The 19,926-nt window shown below is 65.4% G+C and carries 21 protein-coding genes; 12 read left to right on the top strand and 9 right to left on the bottom strand.

Annotated features, from left to right (window positions below; genetic code table 11):
• Window positions 1-78: 78 nt before the first annotated feature.
• The 7 genes from PRN20_RS20475 to PRN20_RS20445 form a co-directional block, all read right to left on the bottom strand.
• Entirely contained in the window at window positions 79-729 is a 651-nt protein-coding gene (locus PRN20_RS20475) for a hypothetical protein (RefSeq protein WP_273959490.1), read from the bottom strand.
• Between the two features lie 62 nt (window positions 730-791).
• The gene (locus tag PRN20_RS20470) at window positions 792-1,520 is read right to left on the bottom strand and encodes a 3-deoxy-manno-octulosonate cytidylyltransferase (protein ID WP_273959489.1); all 729 of its coding nucleotides are present in this window, start codon (window positions 1,518-1,520) and stop codon (window positions 792-794) included.
• A 70-nt stretch (window positions 1,521-1,590) separates the two neighbouring features.
• Window positions 1,591-1,905: a hypothetical protein gene (locus PRN20_RS20465; protein ID WP_273959488.1), complete on the bottom strand. Its 315-nt coding sequence runs from the start codon at window positions 1,903-1,905 to the stop codon at window positions 1,591-1,593.
• 124 nt (window positions 1,906-2,029) lie between these two features.
• Window positions 2,030-3,514, bottom strand: a complete 1,485-nt coding sequence (gatA, locus tag PRN20_RS20460; protein WP_273959487.1) for an Asp-tRNA(Asn)/Glu-tRNA(Gln) amidotransferase subunit GatA — start codon at window positions 3,512-3,514, stop codon at window positions 2,030-2,032.
• A 94-nt stretch (window positions 3,515-3,608) separates the two neighbouring features.
• Window positions 3,609-4,091, bottom strand: coding sequence for a GNAT family N-acetyltransferase (locus PRN20_RS20455; protein WP_273959486.1), 483 nt, complete (start codon window positions 4,089-4,091; stop codon window positions 3,609-3,611).
• A gap of 4 nt (window positions 4,092-4,095) precedes the next feature.
• Complete coding sequence (gatC, locus tag PRN20_RS20450; RefSeq protein ID WP_273959485.1) at window positions 4,096-4,383, bottom strand: Asp-tRNA(Asn)/Glu-tRNA(Gln) amidotransferase subunit GatC; 288 nt, start codon at window positions 4,381-4,383, stop codon at window positions 4,096-4,098.
• 82 nt (window positions 4,384-4,465) lie between these two features.
• Window positions 4,466-4,975, bottom strand: a complete 510-nt coding sequence (locus PRN20_RS20445) for a hypothetical protein (RefSeq protein ID WP_273959484.1) — start codon at window positions 4,973-4,975, stop codon at window positions 4,466-4,468.
• Between the two features lie 60 nt (window positions 4,976-5,035).
• Here PRN20_RS20445 and ruvX point away from each other — a divergent pair, with 60 nt between their 5' ends.
• The 9 genes from ruvX to rpmG all read left to right on the top strand — a co-directional run bounded on the left by ruvX (window position 5,036) and on the right by rpmG (window position 15,545).
• The gene (gene ruvX / locus PRN20_RS20440) at window positions 5,036-5,497 is read left to right on the top strand and encodes a Holliday junction resolvase RuvX (RefSeq protein WP_273959483.1); all 462 of its coding nucleotides are present in this window, start codon (window positions 5,036-5,038) and stop codon (window positions 5,495-5,497) included.
• Window positions 5,498-5,565: 68 nt separating this feature from the next.
• On the top strand, window positions 5,566-6,549 hold the full coding sequence (locus tag PRN20_RS20435; protein ID WP_273959482.1) for an aspartate carbamoyltransferase catalytic subunit: 984 nt from the start codon (window positions 5,566-5,568) through the stop codon (window positions 6,547-6,549).
• On the top strand, window positions 6,546-7,859 hold the full coding sequence (gene pyrC, locus PRN20_RS20430; protein ID WP_273959481.1) for a dihydroorotase: 1,314 nt from the start codon (window positions 6,546-6,548) through the stop codon (window positions 7,857-7,859). Before PRN20_RS20435 ends, pyrC begins: the two co-directional genes overlap by 4 nt.
• Window positions 7,856-8,494, top strand: a complete 639-nt coding sequence (gene plsY / locus PRN20_RS20425) for a glycerol-3-phosphate 1-O-acyltransferase PlsY (protein ID WP_273959480.1) — start codon at window positions 7,856-7,858, stop codon at window positions 8,492-8,494. Before pyrC ends, plsY begins: the two co-directional genes overlap by 4 nt.
• A 3-nt stretch (window positions 8,495-8,497) precedes the next feature.
• The gene (gene dprA, locus PRN20_RS20420) at window positions 8,498-9,616 is read left to right on the top strand and encodes a DNA-processing protein DprA (protein ID WP_273959479.1); all 1,119 of its coding nucleotides are present in this window, start codon (window positions 8,498-8,500) and stop codon (window positions 9,614-9,616) included.
• Between the two features lie 136 nt (window positions 9,617-9,752).
• The gene (gene topA / locus PRN20_RS20415; protein ID WP_273959478.1) at window positions 9,753-12,380 is read left to right on the top strand and encodes a type I DNA topoisomerase; all 2,628 of its coding nucleotides are present in this window, start codon (window positions 9,753-9,755) and stop codon (window positions 12,378-12,380) included.
• 103 nt (window positions 12,381-12,483) lie between these two features.
• Window positions 12,484-14,772, top strand: coding sequence for a ribonuclease R (rnr, locus tag PRN20_RS20410; protein WP_273959477.1), 2,289 nt, complete (start codon window positions 12,484-12,486; stop codon window positions 14,770-14,772).
• Between the two features lie 7 nt (window positions 14,773-14,779).
• Entirely contained in the window at window positions 14,780-15,196 is a 417-nt protein-coding gene (locus tag PRN20_RS20405; protein ID WP_273959476.1) for a DUF983 domain-containing protein, read from the top strand.
• A 181-nt stretch (window positions 15,197-15,377) separates the two neighbouring features.
• A complete protein-coding gene (rpmG, locus tag PRN20_RS20400) occupies window positions 15,378-15,545 on the top strand; it encodes a 50S ribosomal protein L33 (protein WP_273959475.1) in 168 nt (55 codons plus the stop codon).
• 359 nt (window positions 15,546-15,904) lie between these two features.
• Here the strand turns inward: rpmG and PRN20_RS20395 are convergent, their stop codons facing one another.
• Together PRN20_RS20395 and PRN20_RS20390 are read right to left on the bottom strand one after the other, a co-directional pair.
• The gene (locus PRN20_RS20395; RefSeq protein ID WP_273959474.1) at window positions 15,905-17,275 is read right to left on the bottom strand and encodes a PleD family two-component system response regulator; all 1,371 of its coding nucleotides are present in this window, start codon (window positions 17,273-17,275) and stop codon (window positions 15,905-15,907) included.
• Window positions 17,276-17,319: 44 nt separating this feature from the next.
• Complete coding sequence (locus tag PRN20_RS20390) at window positions 17,320-17,694, bottom strand: response regulator (protein ID WP_273959473.1); 375 nt, start codon at window positions 17,692-17,694, stop codon at window positions 17,320-17,322.
• A gap of 103 nt (window positions 17,695-17,797) precedes the next feature.
• Here PRN20_RS20390 and PRN20_RS20385 point away from each other — a divergent pair, with 103 nt between their 5' ends.
• Genes PRN20_RS20385 through PRN20_RS20375 form a run of 3 tightly spaced genes read left to right on the top strand, consistent with a single transcriptional unit; the run spans window position 17,798 to window position 19,849 of the window.
• Window positions 17,798-18,070, top strand: a complete 273-nt coding sequence (locus PRN20_RS20385) for a DUF3572 family protein (RefSeq protein ID WP_273959472.1) — start codon at window positions 17,798-17,800, stop codon at window positions 18,068-18,070.
• 2 nt (window positions 18,071-18,072) lie between these two features.
• Window positions 18,073-19,404 (top strand): DNA polymerase IV, encoded by a 1,332-nt coding sequence (locus PRN20_RS20380; protein ID WP_273959471.1) that lies wholly within the window; start codon window positions 18,073-18,075, stop codon window positions 19,402-19,404.
• The gene (locus tag PRN20_RS20375; protein WP_273959470.1) at window positions 19,385-19,849 is read left to right on the top strand and encodes a RidA family protein; all 465 of its coding nucleotides are present in this window, start codon (window positions 19,385-19,387) and stop codon (window positions 19,847-19,849) included. Before PRN20_RS20380 ends, PRN20_RS20375 begins: the two co-directional genes overlap by 20 nt.
• Window positions 19,850-19,926 lie beyond the last annotated feature (77 nt).

Genomic DNA, 19,926 nt, shown 5'->3' with positions numbered 1-19,926 from the left:
TTGCAGGCGCTGCTCACCGAACGGCGACGCTCAAACGCCGAGACAGACCACGCCTCGGCGCGCAATTCGTCCGAAACATCATACTTGCCAGAGCGGCAAGCCGGACTCCTCCGCAAAGCGGTCGTCGGCGGCGTAGATTGGAAGCCCGCGCCTTGCAGCACGCTGGAAGACTTGGCGATCGCCATCGAGATGCGCTCGTTGGGACCACTTGTCGTAGAAATGGTCCGACGATGAGAAGGATACGCCCGTCACGACAACCGCCGGCGCTCCCACTCGAAGGGCAAGCAGCGCTGCAAACACTCCCTGCGATACTCCGCGCTCCAGGTCGCACGATACACCAATGAGCCCAGTCAGCTGGTGGATCACTGCGCCCTTCTGCTCGTCCGACAGTAATGAGATGTAGCCAGCATCATAGCCCCTGGCAGAGACACCGTCCCGCAACTTGGCCTCGTTCCGGGAAGATGCCAGCATGATCAACTGATCGGTCGACCGTCCGTCCAGTAGAGTCCAAACCGCATTTTGATGCGGCTCGTCCTCCATGATCCGATTACGAAGGACGGTGAGGGTTGGCGTTTCGACGCCCCAGCCGTCCAGTCGACCTTGGGACGCGTTGACTGTAACGACCGACCACGTCCCGTCGAAGCCGCGTGGCAACGTTGCGTCGGGCGCGGACCCCACCACGAGAGCCGGTCCTGCGTTGAGCCGCAGGGCATCGAGCTTGCGGTCCAACGCGGGCTTTCGGATAGTGCGGTGGGCCAGTATTTGCCCGAACTTCAGGAGCTGGCGCACGTTCAGTGCGCTCGCTCGCGTAACGCAGCCTCGACCTTGGCCACGTCCTCCGGGTGGTCGACCGCAATGGAGCGATCGGATAGCTCGACGCCAAAAACGTCTAGTCCCATCTCCAGATAGCGCAGCGTCTCGCAATCCTCGATCTCTTCGAGCGGACCCTTTACCTTTTGGTTGGCGAAGGCAGCCAGTTCGACGGGAGGAAAGCCATAGATGCAGACCTGTCTCCAGGCGGCCCGGTACTCATGCCGCTTCGTGCTGGGGATCGCCGCCCGCGAGATGTACAGCAACCTTCCGTCCTGCCGGAAAACCACTTTCGGGATCGACGGATTGCGGAAGTCGTCCTCTCCGATTGCGCAGAACCCCATCAGGAGACGATCTGGATCACTCTCGCAGGCCGCCAGGAACCCCTGGATATCCTCGGGATCGAAGATCGGCTCATCACCTTGCACATTGACGTAGTAGTCCGCCGGACGGGCCATTGCAGCTTCAGCGACGCGGTCGGTCCCGGTCAGGCACTCGTCCGAGGTCATCACCACGTCGGCGCCGGCCCGGCTGCAAAGGTCCACTATGCGAATATCATCCGTCGCAACGGTGACCTGTGACGCTGGGACAGCCTTCAGGCACTGCCGATAGGTCCTCAGGATCATCGGAACGCCCGCGATCATGGCCAGCGGCTTGTCAGGAAAACGAGCCGAGCGGGCGCGAGCGGGCACTATCACCTGTGTTCTCACAGATAACTCCCCGACGCCCGGCCCCCCGAAGCGTACGGACAAAGTTCTAGCAGTCGGATGCCGATCAGCGCTAGTGCTGAGTAACCCCACTCAGCTCGCGAGCAATGTGCTCCCACTCGGAGGAGACGCTGGCGGTGGCGCGTTTGCGGCCGGCGCGGCGGTACCAGTAGTCGGCGTTGCCCATGTCGGCTTCGACCCAATGCAGCAAGGCATGGACCCAGTCGAACTCGAAGGTGCCTTCCATGGACTGCACGATCCGGTGCGCCTCTTCCCATTCGGGGCCGACGCGAAGCTCGCCCTTCTTGATCCACCACAGCGCCTGCAGCGGCTTGGACAGGTCCTTGGGGGGAGCCGACCAATCGAGGGTCGTGAAAACGTCGGCCATGGAGCCAATCCTCTGATACGAAATCACCGGCCTGGCCGGGAGCTCGACAAGTCTCAATTTGCGCATGGGCGGCAAATAGTGCTGAAACCGCTAGGATACAAGCGGTTTCGGCCTCCGGTGGTTATCACCACCACTTGTCAGGGCTGAAGTCGATGTTCGCCGAACGCTCGATGACGCGGCCCGCCGCGAACAGCGTTTCCTCGTCGAACGGCTTGCCGATGAGCTGCAGGCCTAGTGGCAGGCCCGCACCGTCCTTGCCGGCCGGCACCGCGATTCCGGGCAATCCCGCCATGTTCACGGTCACCGTGAACACGTCGTTGAGGTACATCTTGACCGGGTCGGCCTTCATGTCCTCGTCGCCGATGCCGAACGCCGCCGACGGGGTCGCCGGGGTCAGGATGGCGTCGACGCCGTCGTTGAAGACGATCTCGAAGTCGCGCTTGATCAGCGTGCGAACCTTCTGCGCCTGCACGTAATAGGCGTCGTAGTAGCCCGCTGACAGCACGTAGGTGCCGATCATGATGCGGCGCTTCACCTCGCGGCCAAAACCGTGGGCGCGGGTCAGCTCGTAGAGATCGGTGATGTCCTTGCCGGTGTCGCGCAGGCCGTACTTCACGCCGTCATAGCGCGCGAGGTTCGACGACGCCTCGGCCGGCGCCACGATGTAATAGGCCGGCAGCGCGTACTTTGTGTGCGGCAGCGAGATGTCGCGCACCGTGGCGCCCTCGGCCTTGAGCCAGGCGATGCCCTGCTGCCAGAGCGCCTCGATCTCGGCCGGCATGCCATCCATGCGGTATTCGCGCGGGATGCCGATCACGAGGCCCTTCACGCCCCGCTCCACCGCCGCCGCGAAGTCTGGCACGGCGAGATCGACGCTGGTCGAATCCTTGGGATCGAACCCCGACATCGAGGTCATCATGATCGCCGCGTCCTCGACGGTGCGGGCAATCGGGCCGGCCTGGTCCAGCGAGGAGGCAAACGCCACGACGCCCCAGCGCGAGCAGCGACCATAGGTCGGCTTGATGCCCACGGTGCCGGTCAGCGCCGCCGGCTGGCGGATCGAGCCACCGGTATCGGTCGCCGTCGCCGCCGCGCAGAGCCAGGCGGAAACCGCCGCGGCCGAGCCACCGGACGAGCCGCCCGGCACGAGCTGCGCGTTGGAGTTGTTCGCCCGCCAGGGGTTGATCACCGGGCCGTAGTAGCTGGTCTCGTTCGACGAGCCCATGGCGAACTCGTCCATGTTGAGCTTGCCCAGCATCACCGCGCCGTCGCGCCACAGGTTGCTGGTGACGCTCGATTCGTACTCGGGCTTGAAGTCGTTGAGGATGTGGCTCGCCGCCTGGGTGTGCACGCCCTTGGTGCCGAACAGGTCCTTGATCCCGAGCGGAATGCCCTCGAGCGGGCCGCCCTGCCCGGCCGCGAGCTTCGCGTCGCTGGCCTTGGCCTGCGCCTGGGCCTGCTCGCCGGTCACCGCCACGTAGGCATTGAGCTTGGGGTTACCGACCTCGATCGCGTTCAGGTAAGCGCCGGTGAGTTCGCTCGAGGTGAACTCCTTGGCCTTCAGGCCGGCACGGGCAGCAGCAAGGGTCAGGCGGGTAAGGTCGGTCAAAGGCTTGGCTCGCGGGGAAAGGACGCGGGAATTAGTCGACCGCCGTTCCTATAGCTGTGTTGCGATTATCGCAACATTCGCAACGCTCGCCGTATCAAGCGACGGCAGGCTGGCCGATCCGCTTCTCGAAGAAGGCCGACCACTCGCTGTCGGGGTAATCGAGGAACGGCCCCCGCGGCGTGAAGCCGCTGCGGGTGTAGAGCCGATGCGCCTCGGCCATGCCCTCGCCAGTCCCCGTCTCGAGCAGAAGATGCGTGATGCCCTTTGAACGCGCCAGCTCGGTGATCGCCTCGAGCAGGGCCGAACCGACCCGCTGACCGCGGACCGACGGCCGCGTGTACATGCGCTTCACCTCGCCCTCAGTGGCCGAGATCGCCTTGAGAGCCCCGCAACCCACCGCTTCGCCCGCTTCGTTGCGGGCGACGAGCACCGTCGTGTCGGCACCCGCCATCTGCTCCACTGTCATCTTGAACTGGAACTCCAGCGGCGACAGCGGAATCAGGTGTGCGTTCAGTTCTTCCACCAGCGCGCGGACATCGTCCTGCAGCGGCGTCTCGATGGCGATGGTGACGGCCACGGCGTTACTCGACGACCTTGGGCACCATGAAGAAGTTGTCTTCGGTCAGTGGTGCGTTGGCGACGATCTTGTCGGGGTAGCCGCCGTCGGTCACCTTGTCCTCGCGCTGGCGCAGCTTCATCGGCGTCACCGAAGTCATTGGCTCGACACCGGTCACGTCAACCTCGCCCAGTTGCTCGACGAAGCCCAGGATGGCGTTCAGCTCGTCCTGGTACTTTGCGACCTCGCCCTCTTCGATGCGGATGCGGGCCAGACGCCCAATTCGCTTCACGGTAGCGGCATCAACGGACATCAATTCACTCCGAACGTCTCGATTTGCCGCGTTCTAGCAACGGAACGCCGCCGAGAACAACGAAAAGCGTTGATGGGCACCATCAAACTTCCAGCGCCAATCCTGCCTCGAGCGAAGTGAGTCCCGCCCCGTCCAGCCGGCCACCCACCGCCGAGAACGTCCGCTCCACCACATCTTCGGAAGCGGCAACCGCAATCAGCTTCGGCCCGAGCTTGTCGAGCACGTCTCCAGCCAGCCGGTCTGCGCCGTCACCGAACACCACAACCACCGCCTCGCGCCCCCAGCGCCCGATCCTCGGCAGGGGGCCGGTCGCCAGCACCAACGGCGACTCACCCGCCGCTGCGACGACCACCCCACCGGTGATCCCATGCACCGCAACCCCGACCGCCTCGTTGAGCATGCTGCCGGTGCGTTCCGGCTGCCACGCCACCGGATCGACCTGCGGCAGAGTCCCATCCAGTGCGAAGACCCGGTCCGCGCCCGAGACCAGCTCGTCCGAATCCACCCCGCCAATCCCCGCGGGATCGGCAACGAGTATGTAGCCACCGGTATGAATGCGGATCGTCGTGCCGCCGAACCAGGTGAGTTTCATTGCTTGCCTCTTTTGGCGGCCACAGGTAGCCAGAACTGGCCCTCTTTTAAAGGCAGTCGCTTGACCGAGCCCGATCTCAATCCGCTTTCTGCACTGCCGCCGACCGGCAAGCTGCTTGGCCTCGATCTCGGCACCAAGACCATTGGCATCGCCGTCTCCGACGGCATGCGCTACTCGGCCACTCCCCTCGAAACGATCAAGCGCACCAAGTTCACGGAAGACGCGAACCGGCTTCTCTACCTGATTGCCGAGAACAAGATCGTCGGGCTCGTCCTTGGCCTGCCTCTCAACATGGATGGCTCGGAAGGCCCGCGTGTCCAGTCCACCCGCGCCTTCGCCCGCAACCTCGCAGCCAAGGTCAGCATCCCCATCGCCTTCTGGGACGAACGTCTCTCCACCTCTGCCGTTACCCGCACGCTCATCGAAGCCGACGTCCGCCGCGACAAGCGCCGCGAGGTGGTCGACAAGCTGGCGGCGAGCTACATCCTGCAGGGCGCACTCGAGCGGCTGCGGCGGGGATAATTGCCTCGCCCGCTTGCGAGTCCCGCCCCCAAGCGGTAGACCCCCGCGAACATTTGGAACGGAGCGGCATGGCTACTTCTTCGCCAGCATCGGTCACCCCCGCCCAGGCGGCCTCGCGACCCCCTTTCCGCCATCGGCACCTGCTCGGCATCAGCCAGCTCAATCAGTACGAGATCGTTGATCTGCTGGATCGCGCCGAGGCGATGATCCCCATCTCGCGGCAGGAGCGGAAGATCCTGCCGACGCTGGCCGGCAAGACACAGATCAACCTGTTCTTCGAGAACTCGACGCGCACGCAGTCGAGCTTCGAGATCGCCGGCAAGCGGCTCGGCGCCCAGGTCACCAACATGTCGGTGAAGACCTCGTCGGTCGCCAAGGGCGAAACGCTCATCGATACCGCCGCGACGCTCAACGCCATGCGGCCGGACGTCATCATCGTGCGCCACGGGGCCTCCGGTGCGGTGGAACTTCTCAGCCAGAAGGTCGGCTGCTCCGTCATCAACGCCGGCGACGGCGCCCACGAGCACCCGACCCAGGCCCTGCTCGATGCGCTGACCATCCGCCAGCACAAGGGCTACCTCGCAGGCCTCACCGTCGCGATCTGCGGTGACATCGCCAACTCCCGCGTCGCCCGCTCGAACCTCTTGCTGCTCGGCGCCATGCAGGTGCGCACCCGCGTCGTCGCGCCGCGCACCCTCATCCCTAGAGGCATCGAGGCGCTGACCCCCGAGGTCTACACCGACATGCGCAAGGGCCTCGAGGGCGCTGACGTCGTGATGATGCTCCGACTGCAGCACGAGCGCGCCAGCGGCCGCATGATCCCCTCGATCCGCGAGTACTACCACTTCTATGGCCTCGACGCCGAAAAGCTCAGCTACGCCAAGCCCGACGCCATCGTCATGCACCCCGGCCCGATGAACCGCGGCGTCGAGATCGATCCCGCGATCGCCGACGGCCCGCGTTCGGTGATCAACGAGCAGGTCGAGATGGGCGTCGCCGTCCGCATGGCCGTCCTCGACGCCCTGCTGGCCGACCGCGAGGCCGCAGCATGAGCAAGTCCGTAGTCATCAGCAACGCCCGCATCGTCGATCCGGCCACCGACCGCGACTCGCCGGGCGCCATCCTCGTCGAGAAGGGCAAGATCGCCGGCCTCACCAACGGCGCCCCCCAGGGCATCCCCGATGGCGCCGAGCACTACGACGCTGGCGGCATGGTCGTCGCCCCCGGCCTGATCGACATGCGCGTGTTCACCGGCGAACCCGGCCACGAATACCGCGAGACGCTCCAGAGCGCCGCCGCCGCAGCAGCTGCCGGCGGCGTCACCAGCTTCGTCCTCATGCCCGACACCACGCCGGTCATCGATGACGGTGCCCTGGTCGACTTCCTCCTCCGCCGCGCCGGCGCCACCGCCTCGGTCAACATCCTCCCCGCCGCCGCCATTACGCGCGGCCTCAGGGGCGAGGAAATCACAGAGTTCGGCTTGCTCAAGGAGGCCGGTGCAGTTGCCCTGACCGACGGGCGCCACTCTATCCAGTCGGCCGCCTTGTTGCGCTCGGCCTTCAGCTATGCCGCCAATTTCGACCTGCCGGTCATCCACCATGTGGCCGAGCAGAGCCTTGTCGGCGAGGGCGTGATGAACGAGGGCACGCTGGCAACCGTGTCGGGCCTGAAGGGCATCCCGATCGAAGCCGAAACGATCCCTCTCGCCCGCGACCTCCAGCTCGCCGCCCTCACCGGCGTGCGCTACCACGCGGCCCAGATCTCGACCGGCGCTGCCGTCGAGCTCATCGCCGCCGCCAAGCGCCGCAACCGCAGCATCTCCGCCGGCATCTCGATCAACAACCTCGCCCTCAACGAGAACGACGTCGCGCCCTACCGCACGTTCTACAAGCTCTCGCCGCCGCTCCGCTCCGAGGATGATCGGCAGGCCGTGATTGAGGGGCTCAAGTCCGGCGCTATCGACACCATCCACTCCGCCCACGACCCGCAGGACAGCGAGGTGAAGCGCCAGCCCTTCGCCGAGGCTTCCGACGGCGCAGTCGGGCTCGAGACCCTGCTCGCGGCGGCCCTCCGCCTCCATCACTCCGGCGATGTGCCCCTGCTCACCCTCCTCCGCGCCATGACCAGCCGGCCGGCCGAAATCCTCGGCCTCAAGTCCGGCCGTCTCGCCATCGGTGCGCCCGCCGACATCATCATCGTCGATGTCGACTTCCCCTGGGTGGTGAAGGAACGCGAGCTCCGCTCCCGTTCGCGCAACACCGCCTTCGAGGGCGCTCGCATGCAGGGCGCGGTCATGCACACCTTCGTTGCAGGCAAGCCCGTCTTCAGCCATTCTGCGACCCGGGAGGGGGCTGCCGCATGAACTACCTGATCGCTGCCGTGATCGGCTATCTGCTGGGCTCGATTCCGTTCGGCCTGCTCCTGACGCGCGCCGTCGGCATCGATATCCGGTCTATCGGCTCGGGCAATATCGGCGCCACCAACGTCCTGCGCACCGGCAACCGTTGGCTTGCTGCCGGCACCCTGCTGCTCGATGCCGGCAAGGGCGCCGCTGCCGTGCTCATCGCCCGCTGGTTCCTGATCTCGACGCCCGGTTCGGAAACCCTGCTGTCGGACTACTACATCGTCTACACCGCCGGCATCGCCGCCTTCTTCGGCCACGTCTTCCCGATCTGGCTCGGCTTCAAGGGCGGCAAGGGCGTCGCGACCTATATCGGCGTCCTGCTGGCCTGGAACTGGATCGTCGGCCTCGTCTTCTGTGGCGTCTGGCTGATCGTCGCCTTCGGCCGCAAGTTCTCCTCCCTCGCCGCCCTCACCGCCGCGGCCACCGCGCCACTCTTCGCCTATGGCCTCGCGGCCAATGAGGGGCATGCGCTGCTCTTCGCGTCGGCCTGCGGGCTCATGAGCCTCGTGCTCTACTACAAGCACTGGGCCAACATCCGCCGCCTCTGGGATGGCACTGAGCCCAAGATCGGCTCCGAGAAAAAGAGCAGCTGATCCATGGCGAGCGACGGCATCGAACTGACGCCGTCGCAGAGGGTCGCTTGGCTGCGGCTCATCCGTACCGACAATATCGGTCCCCAGACCTTCCGCCAGCTCATCAACCGCGAGGGCTCGGCCGAGGCGGCACTGGAAGCCCTGCCCTCGCTTATCCGCCGCGCCGGCACCGCCGCCCGAATCCCCTCGATCACCGCTGCCGAAGACGAGATCGCCGGCGCCGCGAGACTCGGCGGCCGCGTCGTCGGTTCGGGTGAGCCCGACTACCCGTCCCTGCTCCGCTACATCTCCGGCGCACCACCGATCATCACCATCGTCGGCGGCGAAAACATCGAGTGGTGGCGCTCGGTCTCCATCGTCGGCGCCCGCAACGCGTCGACCGCGGGACAGAAGTTCGCCCAGATGCTCGCCGCCGATCTCGGTGACGCCGGCTACACGATCGTCTCCGGCCTCGCCCGCGGCATCGACGCCGCCGCCCATCGTGCCTCGCTCCGCACCGGCACCGTAGCCGTCCTTGCCGGTGGCCTCGACCACATCTACCCCGACGAGAACATTCCCCTGGCCCGCGATATCGTCGCCGGCGGCGGCGTCCTCCTCACCGAGATGCCGCTTGGCTGGGAGCCCCGCGCCCGCGACTTTCCGCGCCGCAACCGCCTTGTCTCCGGCCTGACGCTGGGCACCGTAGTGGTTGAGGCGGCCAAGCGCTCCGGCTCGCTGATCACCGCCCGGCTCGCCCTCGAGCAGAATCGCGAAGTCTTCGCCGTACCGGGCTCGCCCCTCGATCCGCGGGCAGAGGGCGGCAACGCACTGATCCAGCAGGGCGCCAAGCTCATCACCGGTGCAGCCGACATCATCGAATCCTTGCGCGAGGCGGATCCTTCCCGCGCAAGCCTGCTCGAGCCCGACTGGCTTCCCGACGGCGACGGCTTCGACGCCATTCCTCCGTCGGCCGACGAACGTTCCCGACTTCTGGAGGCCCTGAGCCTGACGCCCGTCGCGATCGACGACATCATCCGCACGACCGGAATCGCAATCAGTCGGGTTCAGACCATGCTGCTTGAGCTTGATCTCGACGGCCGGATCGAGTGGTCCAGCGGACAGCTCGTGGCCCTTCGCCCCTAGCTTCCGGCAGAAGCGCCACCATTCACATTCTTCTTCCCCGTAGGGGAATGTCCGCTCGCTCCGGCCGCCCGGTTGACAGCCCCAAAGCGCTTCACCATGTTGCGCCGCGTTCGAATGCCACTCCGAAAGCTGGACTATGAAGCTCGTCGTCGTTGAAAGTCCCAATAAAATCAAGACGATCAGCTCGTACCTTGGCAAGGACTACGAGGTGATGGCCAGTTTTGGCCATGTCCGCGATTTGCCGGCCAAGGACGGTTCTGTCCTGCCCGACGAGGACTTTGCCATGAGCTGGGAGGTCGATACGGCCTCCAAGAAGCGCCTCACCGACATCGGCAACGCCCTCAAGAACGCCGACGAACTCATCCTCGCCACCGACCCTGATCGCGAGGGCGAGGCGATCAGCTGGCACGTGCTCGATGTCCTCCGGCAGAAAAAACTCCTTAAGGACAAACCTGTCCGGCGCGTCGTCTTCAACGCCATCACCAAGGACGCCGTCACCGAGGCGATGCGCAATCCGCGCGAAATCGACGAGCCGCTGGTCGAGGCTTATCTCGCCCGCCGCGCACTGGATTACCTCGTCGGCTTCACCCTCTCGCCCGTCCTCTGGCGCAAGCTCCCCGGTTCCCGCTCCGCCGGCCGCGTGCAGTCCGTGGCCCTGCGCATCGTCTGCGACCGCGAGTCGGAGATCGAGAAGTTCCGCGCCCAGGAATACTGGTCCATCGGCGCCCGCCTGAACGAAAAGGGCCGCAGCTTCGAAGCGCGGCTCTATTCCGTCGACGGCAAGAAGACCGACAAGCTCGACGTCGGCAACGCTGCCGACGCCGAGGCCCTGAAGGCGGCCATCGAGGCCGGCACCTTCTCCATCGCCGCCGTCGACAAGAAGCCTACCAGGCGCAACCCGTACCCGCCGTTCAGCACGTCCAGCCTGCAGCAGGACGCATCCTCCCGCCTCGGCTTTGCGCCGGCCCGTACGATGCAGATCGCCCAGCGCCTCTACGAGGACGGCATCATCACCTACATGCGAACGGACGCCGTGCAGATGGCGCCCGAGGGCATCGACCAGGCGCGCCGCGCTATCGTCAAGAACTTCGGCGCCGACTACCTGCCCGAAAAGCCGCGCGTCTATTCGACCAAGGCCAAGAACGCCCAGGAAGCGCACGAGGCGATCCGCCCCACCGACATGTTCCGCCATCCGGACACGCTGCGCGGCGACGCCGACCGGCACCGGCTCTACGAACTCATCTGGAAGCGCACGCTCGCCAGCCAGATGCGCTCGGCCGAGATCGAGCGCACCACCGCCGACATCTCCGTCTTCGCAACCAGCCGTGACATCGCGCTGCGCGCGGTCGGCTCCGTCGTCACCTTCCCCGGCTTCCTCGCCCTCTATGGCGTCGAAGCCAAGGAGGACCGCGACCCGAACGCCGAGGAAGACGAGGACAGCCGCGAACTCCCCCCGCTCAATGTCGGCGATCGCCCCAAGCTGGAAGAAGCGCTGATCGAGCAGCACTTCACCCAGCCGCCGCCGCGCTACACCGAAGCCAGCCTCATCAAGAAGATGGAAGAGATCGGCATCGGCCGCCCTTCGACCTATGCGGCCACGGTCACAGTCCTCCAGGACCGCAACTACGTGCGCGTCGAGAAGCGCGCCCTCGTCCCCGAGGACCGCGGCCGCATCGTCACGGCCTTCCTCGAGAGCTTCTTCAACCGCTATGTCGAGTACGGCTTCACCGCCAGCCTAGAAGAGCAGCTCGACCTCATCTCCGACGGCAAGCTCGCCTGGAAGGACGTCCTCCGCGACTTCTGGAAGGAGTTCCAGTCGCATGTCGAGGAGATCAAGGACCTGCGCGTCTCCGAGGTGCTCGACGCCCTCAACGACCTGCTGTCCGACCACATTTTCCCCGCCAGGGCCGACGGATCCGATCCACGTCGCTGCCCCAACTGCGGCACCGGCCAGCTCTCGCTCAAGCTCGGCAAGTTCGGCGCCTTCATCGGCTGCTCGAACTATCCCGAATGCCGCTACACCATGCAGCTCTCTGACGCCGCCACGGGCGCCGCCGAAGCCGGCACTGGGGACGGCATCATTGGCACCGATCCCGAGAGCGGACTCGAGGTCGCCTTGAAAACCGGCCGTTTCGGCCCATATGTGCAGTTGGGCGATGGAGCGGAACCCAAGCGTTCTTCTCTGCCGAAAGGCTGGACTCCGGACAGTGTCACACTCGAGAAGGCGCTCCAGCTCCTCGCCCTTCCCCGCCCCGTCGGCGACCACCCGGAAACGGGCAAGCCGATCACCGCCGGCCTCGGCCGGTACGGGCCGTTCATCCTGCACGATGGCGTCTACGCCAATCTCCCCGATGTCGAGGAAGTGTTTACGGTCGGCCTCAACCGCGCCGTCGACCTCCTCGCCGAGAAGGCAGCAGGCGGCGGGCGCTTCGCCCGGGGCAGCCGCTCGGCACCCGCTGCCATCCAGACCTTCGAGCATGCCGACGGGCCGATCACGGTTCGCGCCGGGCGCTATGGTCCGTATGTGAATCAGGGCAAAGTGAACGCCACGCTGCCCAAGGAGTTGAAACCCGAAGACGTCACTCTCGAACAGGCCATCGAGTTTATCGCGGCCAAGGGTGGGGCTTCGGCAGCAAAGAAATCCTCGTCGCGCAGCGCAGGTGCCAAGAAGGCACCGGCCAAGAAGGCGGCGGCAAAGAAACCGGCGACCAAGAAACCAGCGGCCAAGAAAGCCGCACCGAAATCAAAGTCCGTGGAGGCCTGACCATCCCGCAGGGCCATTCCCGCAACCGCGGGAACCTCTGTTTCTCGGAGCCTCCACCTGAACGGAGCCCCCGCCACTGTGCGGCGCGGCTCCAAGAGTGAACATGGCTCAGAGAACCAAACCAACCAAAACCAAAACCCCGCGGCAGTTCGCCATTGGCGAGCTACCCTCCCGCGAGGCCATCCTCCAGGCGATGGCCGAGAACCCCGACCTTGACGGCAAGCGCGACCTTGCGCGCCATTTCGGCGTTCACGGCGACATGCGCACCCCGTTCAAGGTGCTGCTCAAGCAGATGGAAGGCGAGGGCTTCATCGCCCGCAGCCGCAAGCAGATCCGGCGCACCGCCGCCCTCCCCGCCGTCACCGTCCTCGACATCGCAGCAGACGCCGACCCCGACAATCTCCACGCCTTCCCGGCCCAGTGGAACGACGAGGAAGGCACCCCGCCCCGGGTCGAGGTGAGGCAGCCGAAGGACGCCCGCGTTGTCCCGGCGCCTGGCGACCGCATCCTCGCCCGAATCGATGCCGGCGAGGGCGAAGTGCCCCACTACACCGCCCGCACCATGAAGATCCTCGACAAGCCGCGCCGCGGCCAGATCGGCATCGTGCGCATGGACGAGGGCGGCGCCCGCCTCATCCCCGTCGACCGCAAGCAGCGCGAGATGCGCATCGACGGCGGCGACCTGGGCGACGCGCGCGACGGCGACCTCGTCGAGGTGGAGGTGAAGTTCGCCGGCCGCCTCATGATCCCCAAGGCGCGGGTCAGCTCGGTCATCGGCAATCCCGAATCCGAAGGCGCGGTCTCGATGATCGCGATCCACAACCTCGATATCCCCTACCGCTTCCCCGCTTCCGTCACCAAGGAAGCCGAGGAGGCCACGGATGTCTCGCTCAAGGGCCGCGAGGACTGGCGCCACATCCCGCTCGTGACGATCGATCCGGTCGACGCCAAGGACCACGACGACGCTGTCTATGCCGAGCCGGACGCCGACCCCGGTAACGTGGACGGCCATATCGTCTACGTCGCCATCGCCGACGTCGCCGCCTACGTCCGCCCGGGCACGGCACTCGATCGCGAGGCCTACATCCGCGGCAACTCGGTCTATTTCCCGGACCGCGTGGTGCCGATGCTGCCCGAGCGCATCTCCAACGACCTCTGCTCGCTGCGCGAGGGCGAGAACCGCCCCTCGCTCGCCGTCCGCATGGTCTTCGACAAGACCGGCCGGAAGCGCAGCCACACCTTCCACCGCGTGCTGTTCCGCTCGGCCGCCAAGCTCAGCTACCAGCAGGCCCAGGCGGCGATCGACGGCAAGCCCGACGACAAGACCGGCCCGATCCTCGACACCATCCTGCGCCCCCTCTGGGCGGCCTACGCCGTCATGGCACAGGCGCGTGACGCCCGTGGCCCGCTCGATCTCGATCTCCCCGAGCGCAAGATCATCCTCGACAAGGCCGGCATGGTCGTCGACGTGAAGGTCCCCGAGCGGCTGGAAGCGCACCGGCTCATCGAGGAGATGATGATCGCGGCCAATGTCGCGGCCGCGGAGACGCTGGAGAAGCACAAGAGCGCCCTGCTCTACCGGGTGCACGACGTCCCCAGCCAGGAGAAGCTGGTCGCCCTGCGCGACTTCCTGTCCTCGCTGTCGCTGCCGGCGCCGAAGTCGGATGCCGTTCGGCCAGTCGACTTCAACCGCATCCTCGACAAGGCGCGCACCGAGGGCAAGATCCAGCAGGTCTCCGAGATCGTCCTCCGCACCCAGGCGCAGGCCGAGTACGCGGCCGAGAACTACGGCCATTTCGGCCTCAACCTCGATCGCTACGCCCACTTCACCTCGCCGATCCGCCGCTATGCCGACCTGATCGTGCACCGTGCCCTGATCAGCGCGCTGAGCCTCGGCAAGGACGGCCTCACCGACAGCGAGATCACTAGGCTCCCGGGCATTGCCGAGCACATCTCGTCGACCGAGCGGCGGGCCATGCTCGCCGAGCGCGAAACGATCGACCGGCTGCTGGCCCAGTTCCTGTCCGCCCACGTCAACGCCCGCTTCCAGGGCCGCATCTCGGGCGTCACCCGCTCCGGCCTGTTCGTCCGCCTCAAGGACACCGGCGCCGACGGCTTCATTCCTGCATCAACGCTGGGCGCCGACTACTACCGCTTCGTCGAAGAGATGCAGGCCATGGTCGGCGACCGGACCGGTGAGACGTTCCGCATCGGCGACGACGTCGAAGTTCGCCTGCTCGAAGCGGCCCCGATCGCCGGGGCCCTGCGCTTCGAGCTCCTGAGCGAAGGCGCCCGCGGCGTTCCGTCATCTGGCAAGCGCGGCCGCAGGGGGCCATCTACCCCTCGAGGCAAGGCAGGCGCCCATCGCAAGCCCGCCAAAAGGAAGAGATAGTCGGCCAATGGCTGTTCAGGTTGAGACTTATCGTGAGCGTCGTCCGCTGTGGAAGGCTATCGGCAATGGCATGGCCTGCCGATGCCCCAGCTGCGGCAAGGGCAAGCTCTTTCGCTCCTACTTGAAGCTGAACGAGGCGTGCTCGAACTGCGGCCTCGATTTCACCGCAGCACGCGCTGACGACTTCCCGCCCTACATCGCCATCTTCATCGTCGGCCACGTGCTCGTCGGCTGGATGCTCCATGCCGAGATGTCAGGACCATCCGATCCGATGCTCTACGTCTGGACGATGATTCCCGCTGCGATCATCCTGCCCCTCATCATGCTGCCTTCCATCAAGGGCGGAGTGGTTGGGCTGCAGTGGGCCACCCGCATGCACGGGTTCGACGCGAGCCGGACGGACCACGACCGCCACGATTCCTAGGCTCCGACGTTCGCCAGCCGTCGACCCGGCTTGGCCTTTGCCCCCGCCGTGCCTCAGGATATCGCCTTGACAACCGGCCGAAAATCCGTAGGTTCCGGCCAAATTTGAGCGGCCCCCTGGCCCGCGTGAATTCAGTGCCGCGCGTTACTCGCGCGGCAAGCCGTTTCAAGGAACCTGAACCATGGCCAAAGCCGTATCTCTCAAGATCAAGCTCGTGTCGACCGCTGACACCGGCTACTACTACGTCACCAAGAAGAACTCGCGTACGCAGACCGAGAAGCTCTCGTTCAAGAAGTACGATCCCGTCGTGCGCAAGCACGTCGAGTTCAAGGAAGCCAAGATCAAGTAGGATCGGGTTTTCCGACGCCTTCAAAGAGCCCCGCCCTCGCGCGGGGCTTTTCGTTTTCGGCATCACGAATGGAAAACGCCCGCCCCTGTATAGGGACGGGCGTTCCTGAAGAAGATGGCTGGTCCGCAGCGGCATGTCGAAGAGGCCACTCTTGTCCACTGCGGACCAGCCGCCCTACGGACCCAGGAGTTGCGGCGGACCTGAGGAGAACCGTAGGGGTGACTGCTGACACCGGGTGTCGGCGTGTCTGGTAGAGCTAACTTAACGCTTTCTTGCGGCTAATCAAATAGCTCGTCCAACAACGTTACTAACCCTTAACCTTAACCGGTGCGATTTTTGACCGACGCAGGCTGGGTCAACTACGCCGCGTCGTACACGACGCGATTGCGGCCTTCCCGCTTCGCCCGGTACAGCGCCACGTCCGCGCGCTTCAGCAGCACCTCCGGCGTATCGCTGCCGCGCTCGTTGAGCGCCAGGCCGATCGACACCGTAACGCCCAGCGGACGGCCATTCCCGCCCTCGAAGTTCTTCTCGGCGACCGCATTGCGCACACGCTCGGCAACGCCCTGCGCCTGCCTGAAGTCGGTATCGGGCATCAGCACCACGAACTCCTCGCCGCCGAATCGGCAGGCCAGGTCCACACCGCGGATGTTGCGGCGTAGCCGGTCGGAGAACTGACGCAGAACAGCATCGCCGGTGTCGTGACCGTGCGTGTCGTTAACCATCTTGAAGTAGTCCATGTCGATCAGCATCACCGCCATGTCGCGGTGCTGCTGCTGCGACTTCGATAGCATGATCGACAAATGCCGGTCGAAATAGCGGCGATTGTAGAGCCCGGTGAGTTCGTCGATCACCGCCAGCGCAAGCGTGTTGGTCACGCTCTGGCGCAACTCCACCGCATAACGCTGCCGTCGAATCTGGGTCCGGATGCGCGCCACGAGTTCGTTGCGCTCGACCGGCCGCATGATGAAGTCGTTGACGCCGAGGTCGAGCCCGCGCACCACCCGCGCGCGATCATCCTCCTCGGCAATCAGGATGATCGGCAGCGTCCGCGTCTGCTCGGCCGTCCGCATCTGCGAGCAGACCCGCAGCGGATCGAAGTCGCCCAGCGCCATCGAAACCAGGGCCAGCTCGTAATCCCCGCCGCTCACCGCCAGCGCGGCATCGCTCGGATCACCCAGGACGTCCACGCGGTTGTTAGCCGACAGGTAGCCACGGATCCGCTCGGCATGCCGCACATCGGTATCCACCAGCAGGATCCGGCCATCCTCGTGGTCGACCGTGTCCAACGCCCGGGTGGCATCTTCCATCGCGATGTCCTGCCCGGTGCTGGCACGCGCCCGGAGCTCGTCGGTCAGGGCCTTGAGGCGCACAAGGCTCTTCACCCGCGCCATCAGTTGCACATCGTCCACGGGCTTGGTGATGAAGTCGTCCGCCCCGGCCTCGAGGCCACGGACACGATCCGACGGCTGATCGAGCGCCGTCACCATCAGCACCGGAATATGGCTGGTCGCGCGGTCGGCCTTGAGCCGCGCACAGACCTCGAAGCCGTCCATCTCGGGCATCATCACGTCGAGCAGGACGATGTCGATATCGCCCTCGGCGCATATGGCCAGCGCGTCCTTGCCGTTCGACGCGGTAACGACGTCGAAATACTCAGCCGAAAGCCGCGCCTCGAGGAGGCGCACATTCGTTGGAATATCGTCGACGATCAGCACCCGCGCCGTCAAAGACCTCAACCCCCGCGATTTGAGGAAATCTGCCCGTTTGCCAGCTAGTTGGCTGGTCCAATGTAATGGGCAATCGTTTCCAAAAAGTGAGGCACCGAGATGGGTTTGGAGATGTAGCCCTCGCATCCGCCCTGGAGAATCCTCTCCTCGTCGCCCTTCATGGCGAAGGCGGTCACCGCGATGACGGGAATCGACGCCAGTTCGTCGTCTTCCTTGAGCCACTTGGTGACGACGAGCCCGGAAACTTCCGGCAGCTGGATGTCCATCAGGATCAGGTCCGGCTTGTGTGCCCGAGCAAGATCCAACGCCTCCAGCCCGTTGCGGGTCTGGATGATCGAGTATCCGCGAGATTCGAGCAGATCGTTGAAGAGCTTCATATTGAGCTCGTTGTCCTCAACGATCATCACAGTCTTGGGCATAAGGCCTCCGATCCACCGCCTGGAGTCGGCCGGGCACTCGTGTTCTGCCCGAACTTGCTGGTAACATCAATCGATTACCAAAGCGCCAAACGAGCCGCCGAACTTGCCCAGATCCATAGAACTCACCAGCCGCTCGCTCGGCGAAATGTGCCTGCATCACCTGGCGGAGAATCCCGCCCAGCTCGCGGAGTTCATGACCATGACCGGCTACTCGCCAGACGCGCTGCGCCGGTCCGTCGGGGGCGACGCGCTCGACCGCGGCCTCATCGACTACTTCGCCACCAACGAGGCCCTGCTCCTCTCGCTAGCGGCCAACAACGGCTTCGGCCCCGACGACTTCATGCGCGTCTGGGCCCGGCTCAATCCCTCGGGCTGATCATGCTTTCGCTCTGCCGCGACTGTTCGGCGACGGTGGAGGCCTTCGAGCCTCTCGCCCGTTGCCGCGCCTGCGGCTCGCCTCGGATCATCGCTCATGGCGAACTGGGCGCCCTGTCGATCGCCCATGTCGACTGCGACGCCTTCTACGCCTCGGTGGAAAAACGGGACAATCCGTGCCTCGTGGACAAGCCGCTGATCATCGGCGGCGGCACGCGCGGCGTGGTCTCAACCTGTTGCTACATCGCCCGCCAGTACGGCGTGCGCTCGGCCATGCCGATGTTCCAGGCCAACAAGCTCTGCCCCAATGCAGTGGTCATCCCGCCTAACATGGCGAAATACGTGTCCGTCAGCCGCGAGATTCGCTCCCTGATGGACGCGCTCACGCCCCTCGTCGAGCCGCTGTCGATCGACGAGGCCTTTCTCGATCTCACCGGCACCGGGACCCTGCACCGGGCGAGCCCGGCCGTGGTCCTTGCGCGTTTCGCGAGGCAGGTCGAGCAGCAGGTCGGCGTCACCATCTCGGTCGGGCTCAGCCACAACAAGTTCCTCGCCAAGATCGCCTCGGACCTCGACAAGCCCCGCGGTTTCGCGGTGATCGGAAAGGCCGAGACCCTGGGCTTTCTCGCTCGCCAGCCCGTCAGCCTGATCTTCGGCGTCGGCAAGGTGTTCGCCGAGACCCTGCACAGGGATGGCTACGACACGATCGGGCAGTTGCAGCAGGCCGATCCCACCGACCTGATGCGCCGCTACGGCGAATCGGGAGCCCGGCTTGCCCGCCTGTCGCGTGGTGAAGACACCCGGGTTGTCTCCACCGACGACCAGATGAAGACCGTTTCGGCCGAGACGACCTTCAACACCGACCTCACATCGTTCGACGAGCTTTCGACCGAGCTACTCGCCCTGTGCGAGCGGCTTTCGGAGCGGCTGAAGGCCAAGGGCATCGTCGGCGATACCGTTACACTGAAGCTGAAGTCGGCTGGATTTCGCTTGCGCACCCGCGCTCGGGCCTTGATGATCCCCACGCAGCTTGCCAACGTGCTCTACGAAACCGGCGTGCAGCTACTCGCCCGCGAGCTCGACGGAACCGCGTTCCGTCTGATCGGCATAGGCGTGAGCGGCATCTCGGCGGCAGATGGCGTCGATCCGGTCGACCTCATCGAGCCAGGCGTTGCCCGCAGGGCAGCCGCCGAACGGGCGATCGATCGGGTCCGGGACCGGTTTGGGCGGGACGCAGTGGTGCGCGGCAAGCTGTATGACCGGGCCAAGGCTCGCGCCAGTAGACAAGCAGACAGTCAAGAAGAAGAGAACCAGGATGACCAGCCCCATCGATAAGCTCCGAGAGTACGGCTACGAGCTGCCCCAGCCGAAGGCGCCGGTTGCGACCTACATTCCGATCACCCGCACCGGCAACATCATCTACGTCTCCGGCCAGATTTCCTCCGATGCCAATGGTGTCGCCGCCGGCAAGCTCGGCGAGACGATGAACGTCGTGCAGGGCGGCAACGCCGCCGAACTTGCCGCCGTGAACTTCCTCAGCCAGATCGTCCACAGCGCCGGCATCGACCTCTCCCGGGTCAAGAAGGTTCTCAAGCTCACCGTCTTCGTGAACTCGACCCCCGATTTTGCCGAGCATCACCTCGTCGCCAACGGCGCGTCGAACCTCATCGTCGGCGTCCTGGGCGACAAGGGCAAGCACGCCCGCTCTGCCATCGGCATGGTCGCCCTTCCGCTCGGTGCCGCCGTGGAGGTAGAGGGCATCATCGAGGTCGAGGACTAAGGTCTCCGGCGACGCGCAACTGTCATCTGGGGGTGCTAGCGCCCTCGCCTTCGCAACCCCATATGACGGCTTGATCC

The sequence above is a fragment of the Devosia sp. ZB163 genome (genome assembly GCF_028613635.1).
Classification (GTDB): Bacteria; Pseudomonadota; Alphaproteobacteria; order Rhizobiales; family Devosiaceae; genus Devosia_A.
Note: the sequence above shows the minus strand (reverse complement) of the source record. Positions and strands in the feature narration are given on the sequence as shown.

What these genes read in the sequence shown, in the direction of transcription:
- PRN20_RS20465 (WP_273959488.1), bottom strand. Translation starts at nt 1,905, where the DNA reads ATGGCCGACGTTTTCACGACCCTCGATTGGTCGGCTCCCCCCAAGGAC.
- gatC (WP_273959485.1), bottom strand. Translation starts at nt 4,383, where the DNA reads ATGTCCGTTGATGCCGCTACCGTGAAGCGAATTGGGCGTCTGGCCCGC.
- PRN20_RS20445 (WP_273959484.1), bottom strand. Translation starts at nt 4,975, where the DNA reads ATGAAACTCACCTGGTTCGGCGGCACGACGATCCGCATTCATACCGGT.
- PRN20_RS20435 (WP_273959482.1), top strand. Translation starts at nt 5,566, where the DNA reads ATGGCTACTTCTTCGCCAGCATCGGTCACCCCCGCCCAGGCGGCCTCG.
- pyrC (WP_273959481.1), top strand. Translation starts at nt 6,546, where the DNA reads ATGAGCAAGTCCGTAGTCATCAGCAACGCCCGCATCGTCGATCCGGCC.
- plsY (WP_273959480.1), top strand. Translation starts at nt 7,856, where the DNA reads ATGAACTACCTGATCGCTGCCGTGATCGGCTATCTGCTGGGCTCGATT.
- dprA (WP_273959479.1), top strand. Translation starts at nt 8,498, where the DNA reads ATGGCGAGCGACGGCATCGAACTGACGCCGTCGCAGAGGGTCGCTTGG.
- topA (WP_273959478.1), top strand. Translation starts at nt 9,753, where the DNA reads ATGAAGCTCGTCGTCGTTGAAAGTCCCAATAAAATCAAGACGATCAGC.
- rnr (WP_273959477.1), top strand. Translation starts at nt 12,484, where the DNA reads ATGGCTCAGAGAACCAAACCAACCAAAACCAAAACCCCGCGGCAGTTC.
- PRN20_RS20405 (WP_273959476.1), top strand. Translation starts at nt 14,780, where the DNA reads ATGGCTGTTCAGGTTGAGACTTATCGTGAGCGTCGTCCGCTGTGGAAG.
- rpmG (WP_273959475.1), top strand. Translation starts at nt 15,378, where the DNA reads ATGGCCAAAGCCGTATCTCTCAAGATCAAGCTCGTGTCGACCGCTGAC.
- PRN20_RS20390 (WP_273959473.1), bottom strand. Translation starts at nt 17,694, where the DNA reads ATGCCCAAGACTGTGATGATCGTTGAGGACAACGAGCTCAATATGAAG.
- PRN20_RS20380 (WP_273959471.1), top strand. Translation starts at nt 18,073, where the DNA reads ATGCTTTCGCTCTGCCGCGACTGTTCGGCGACGGTGGAGGCCTTCGAG.
- PRN20_RS20375 (WP_273959470.1), top strand. Translation starts at nt 19,385, where the DNA reads ATGACCAGCCCCATCGATAAGCTCCGAGAGTACGGCTACGAGCTGCCC.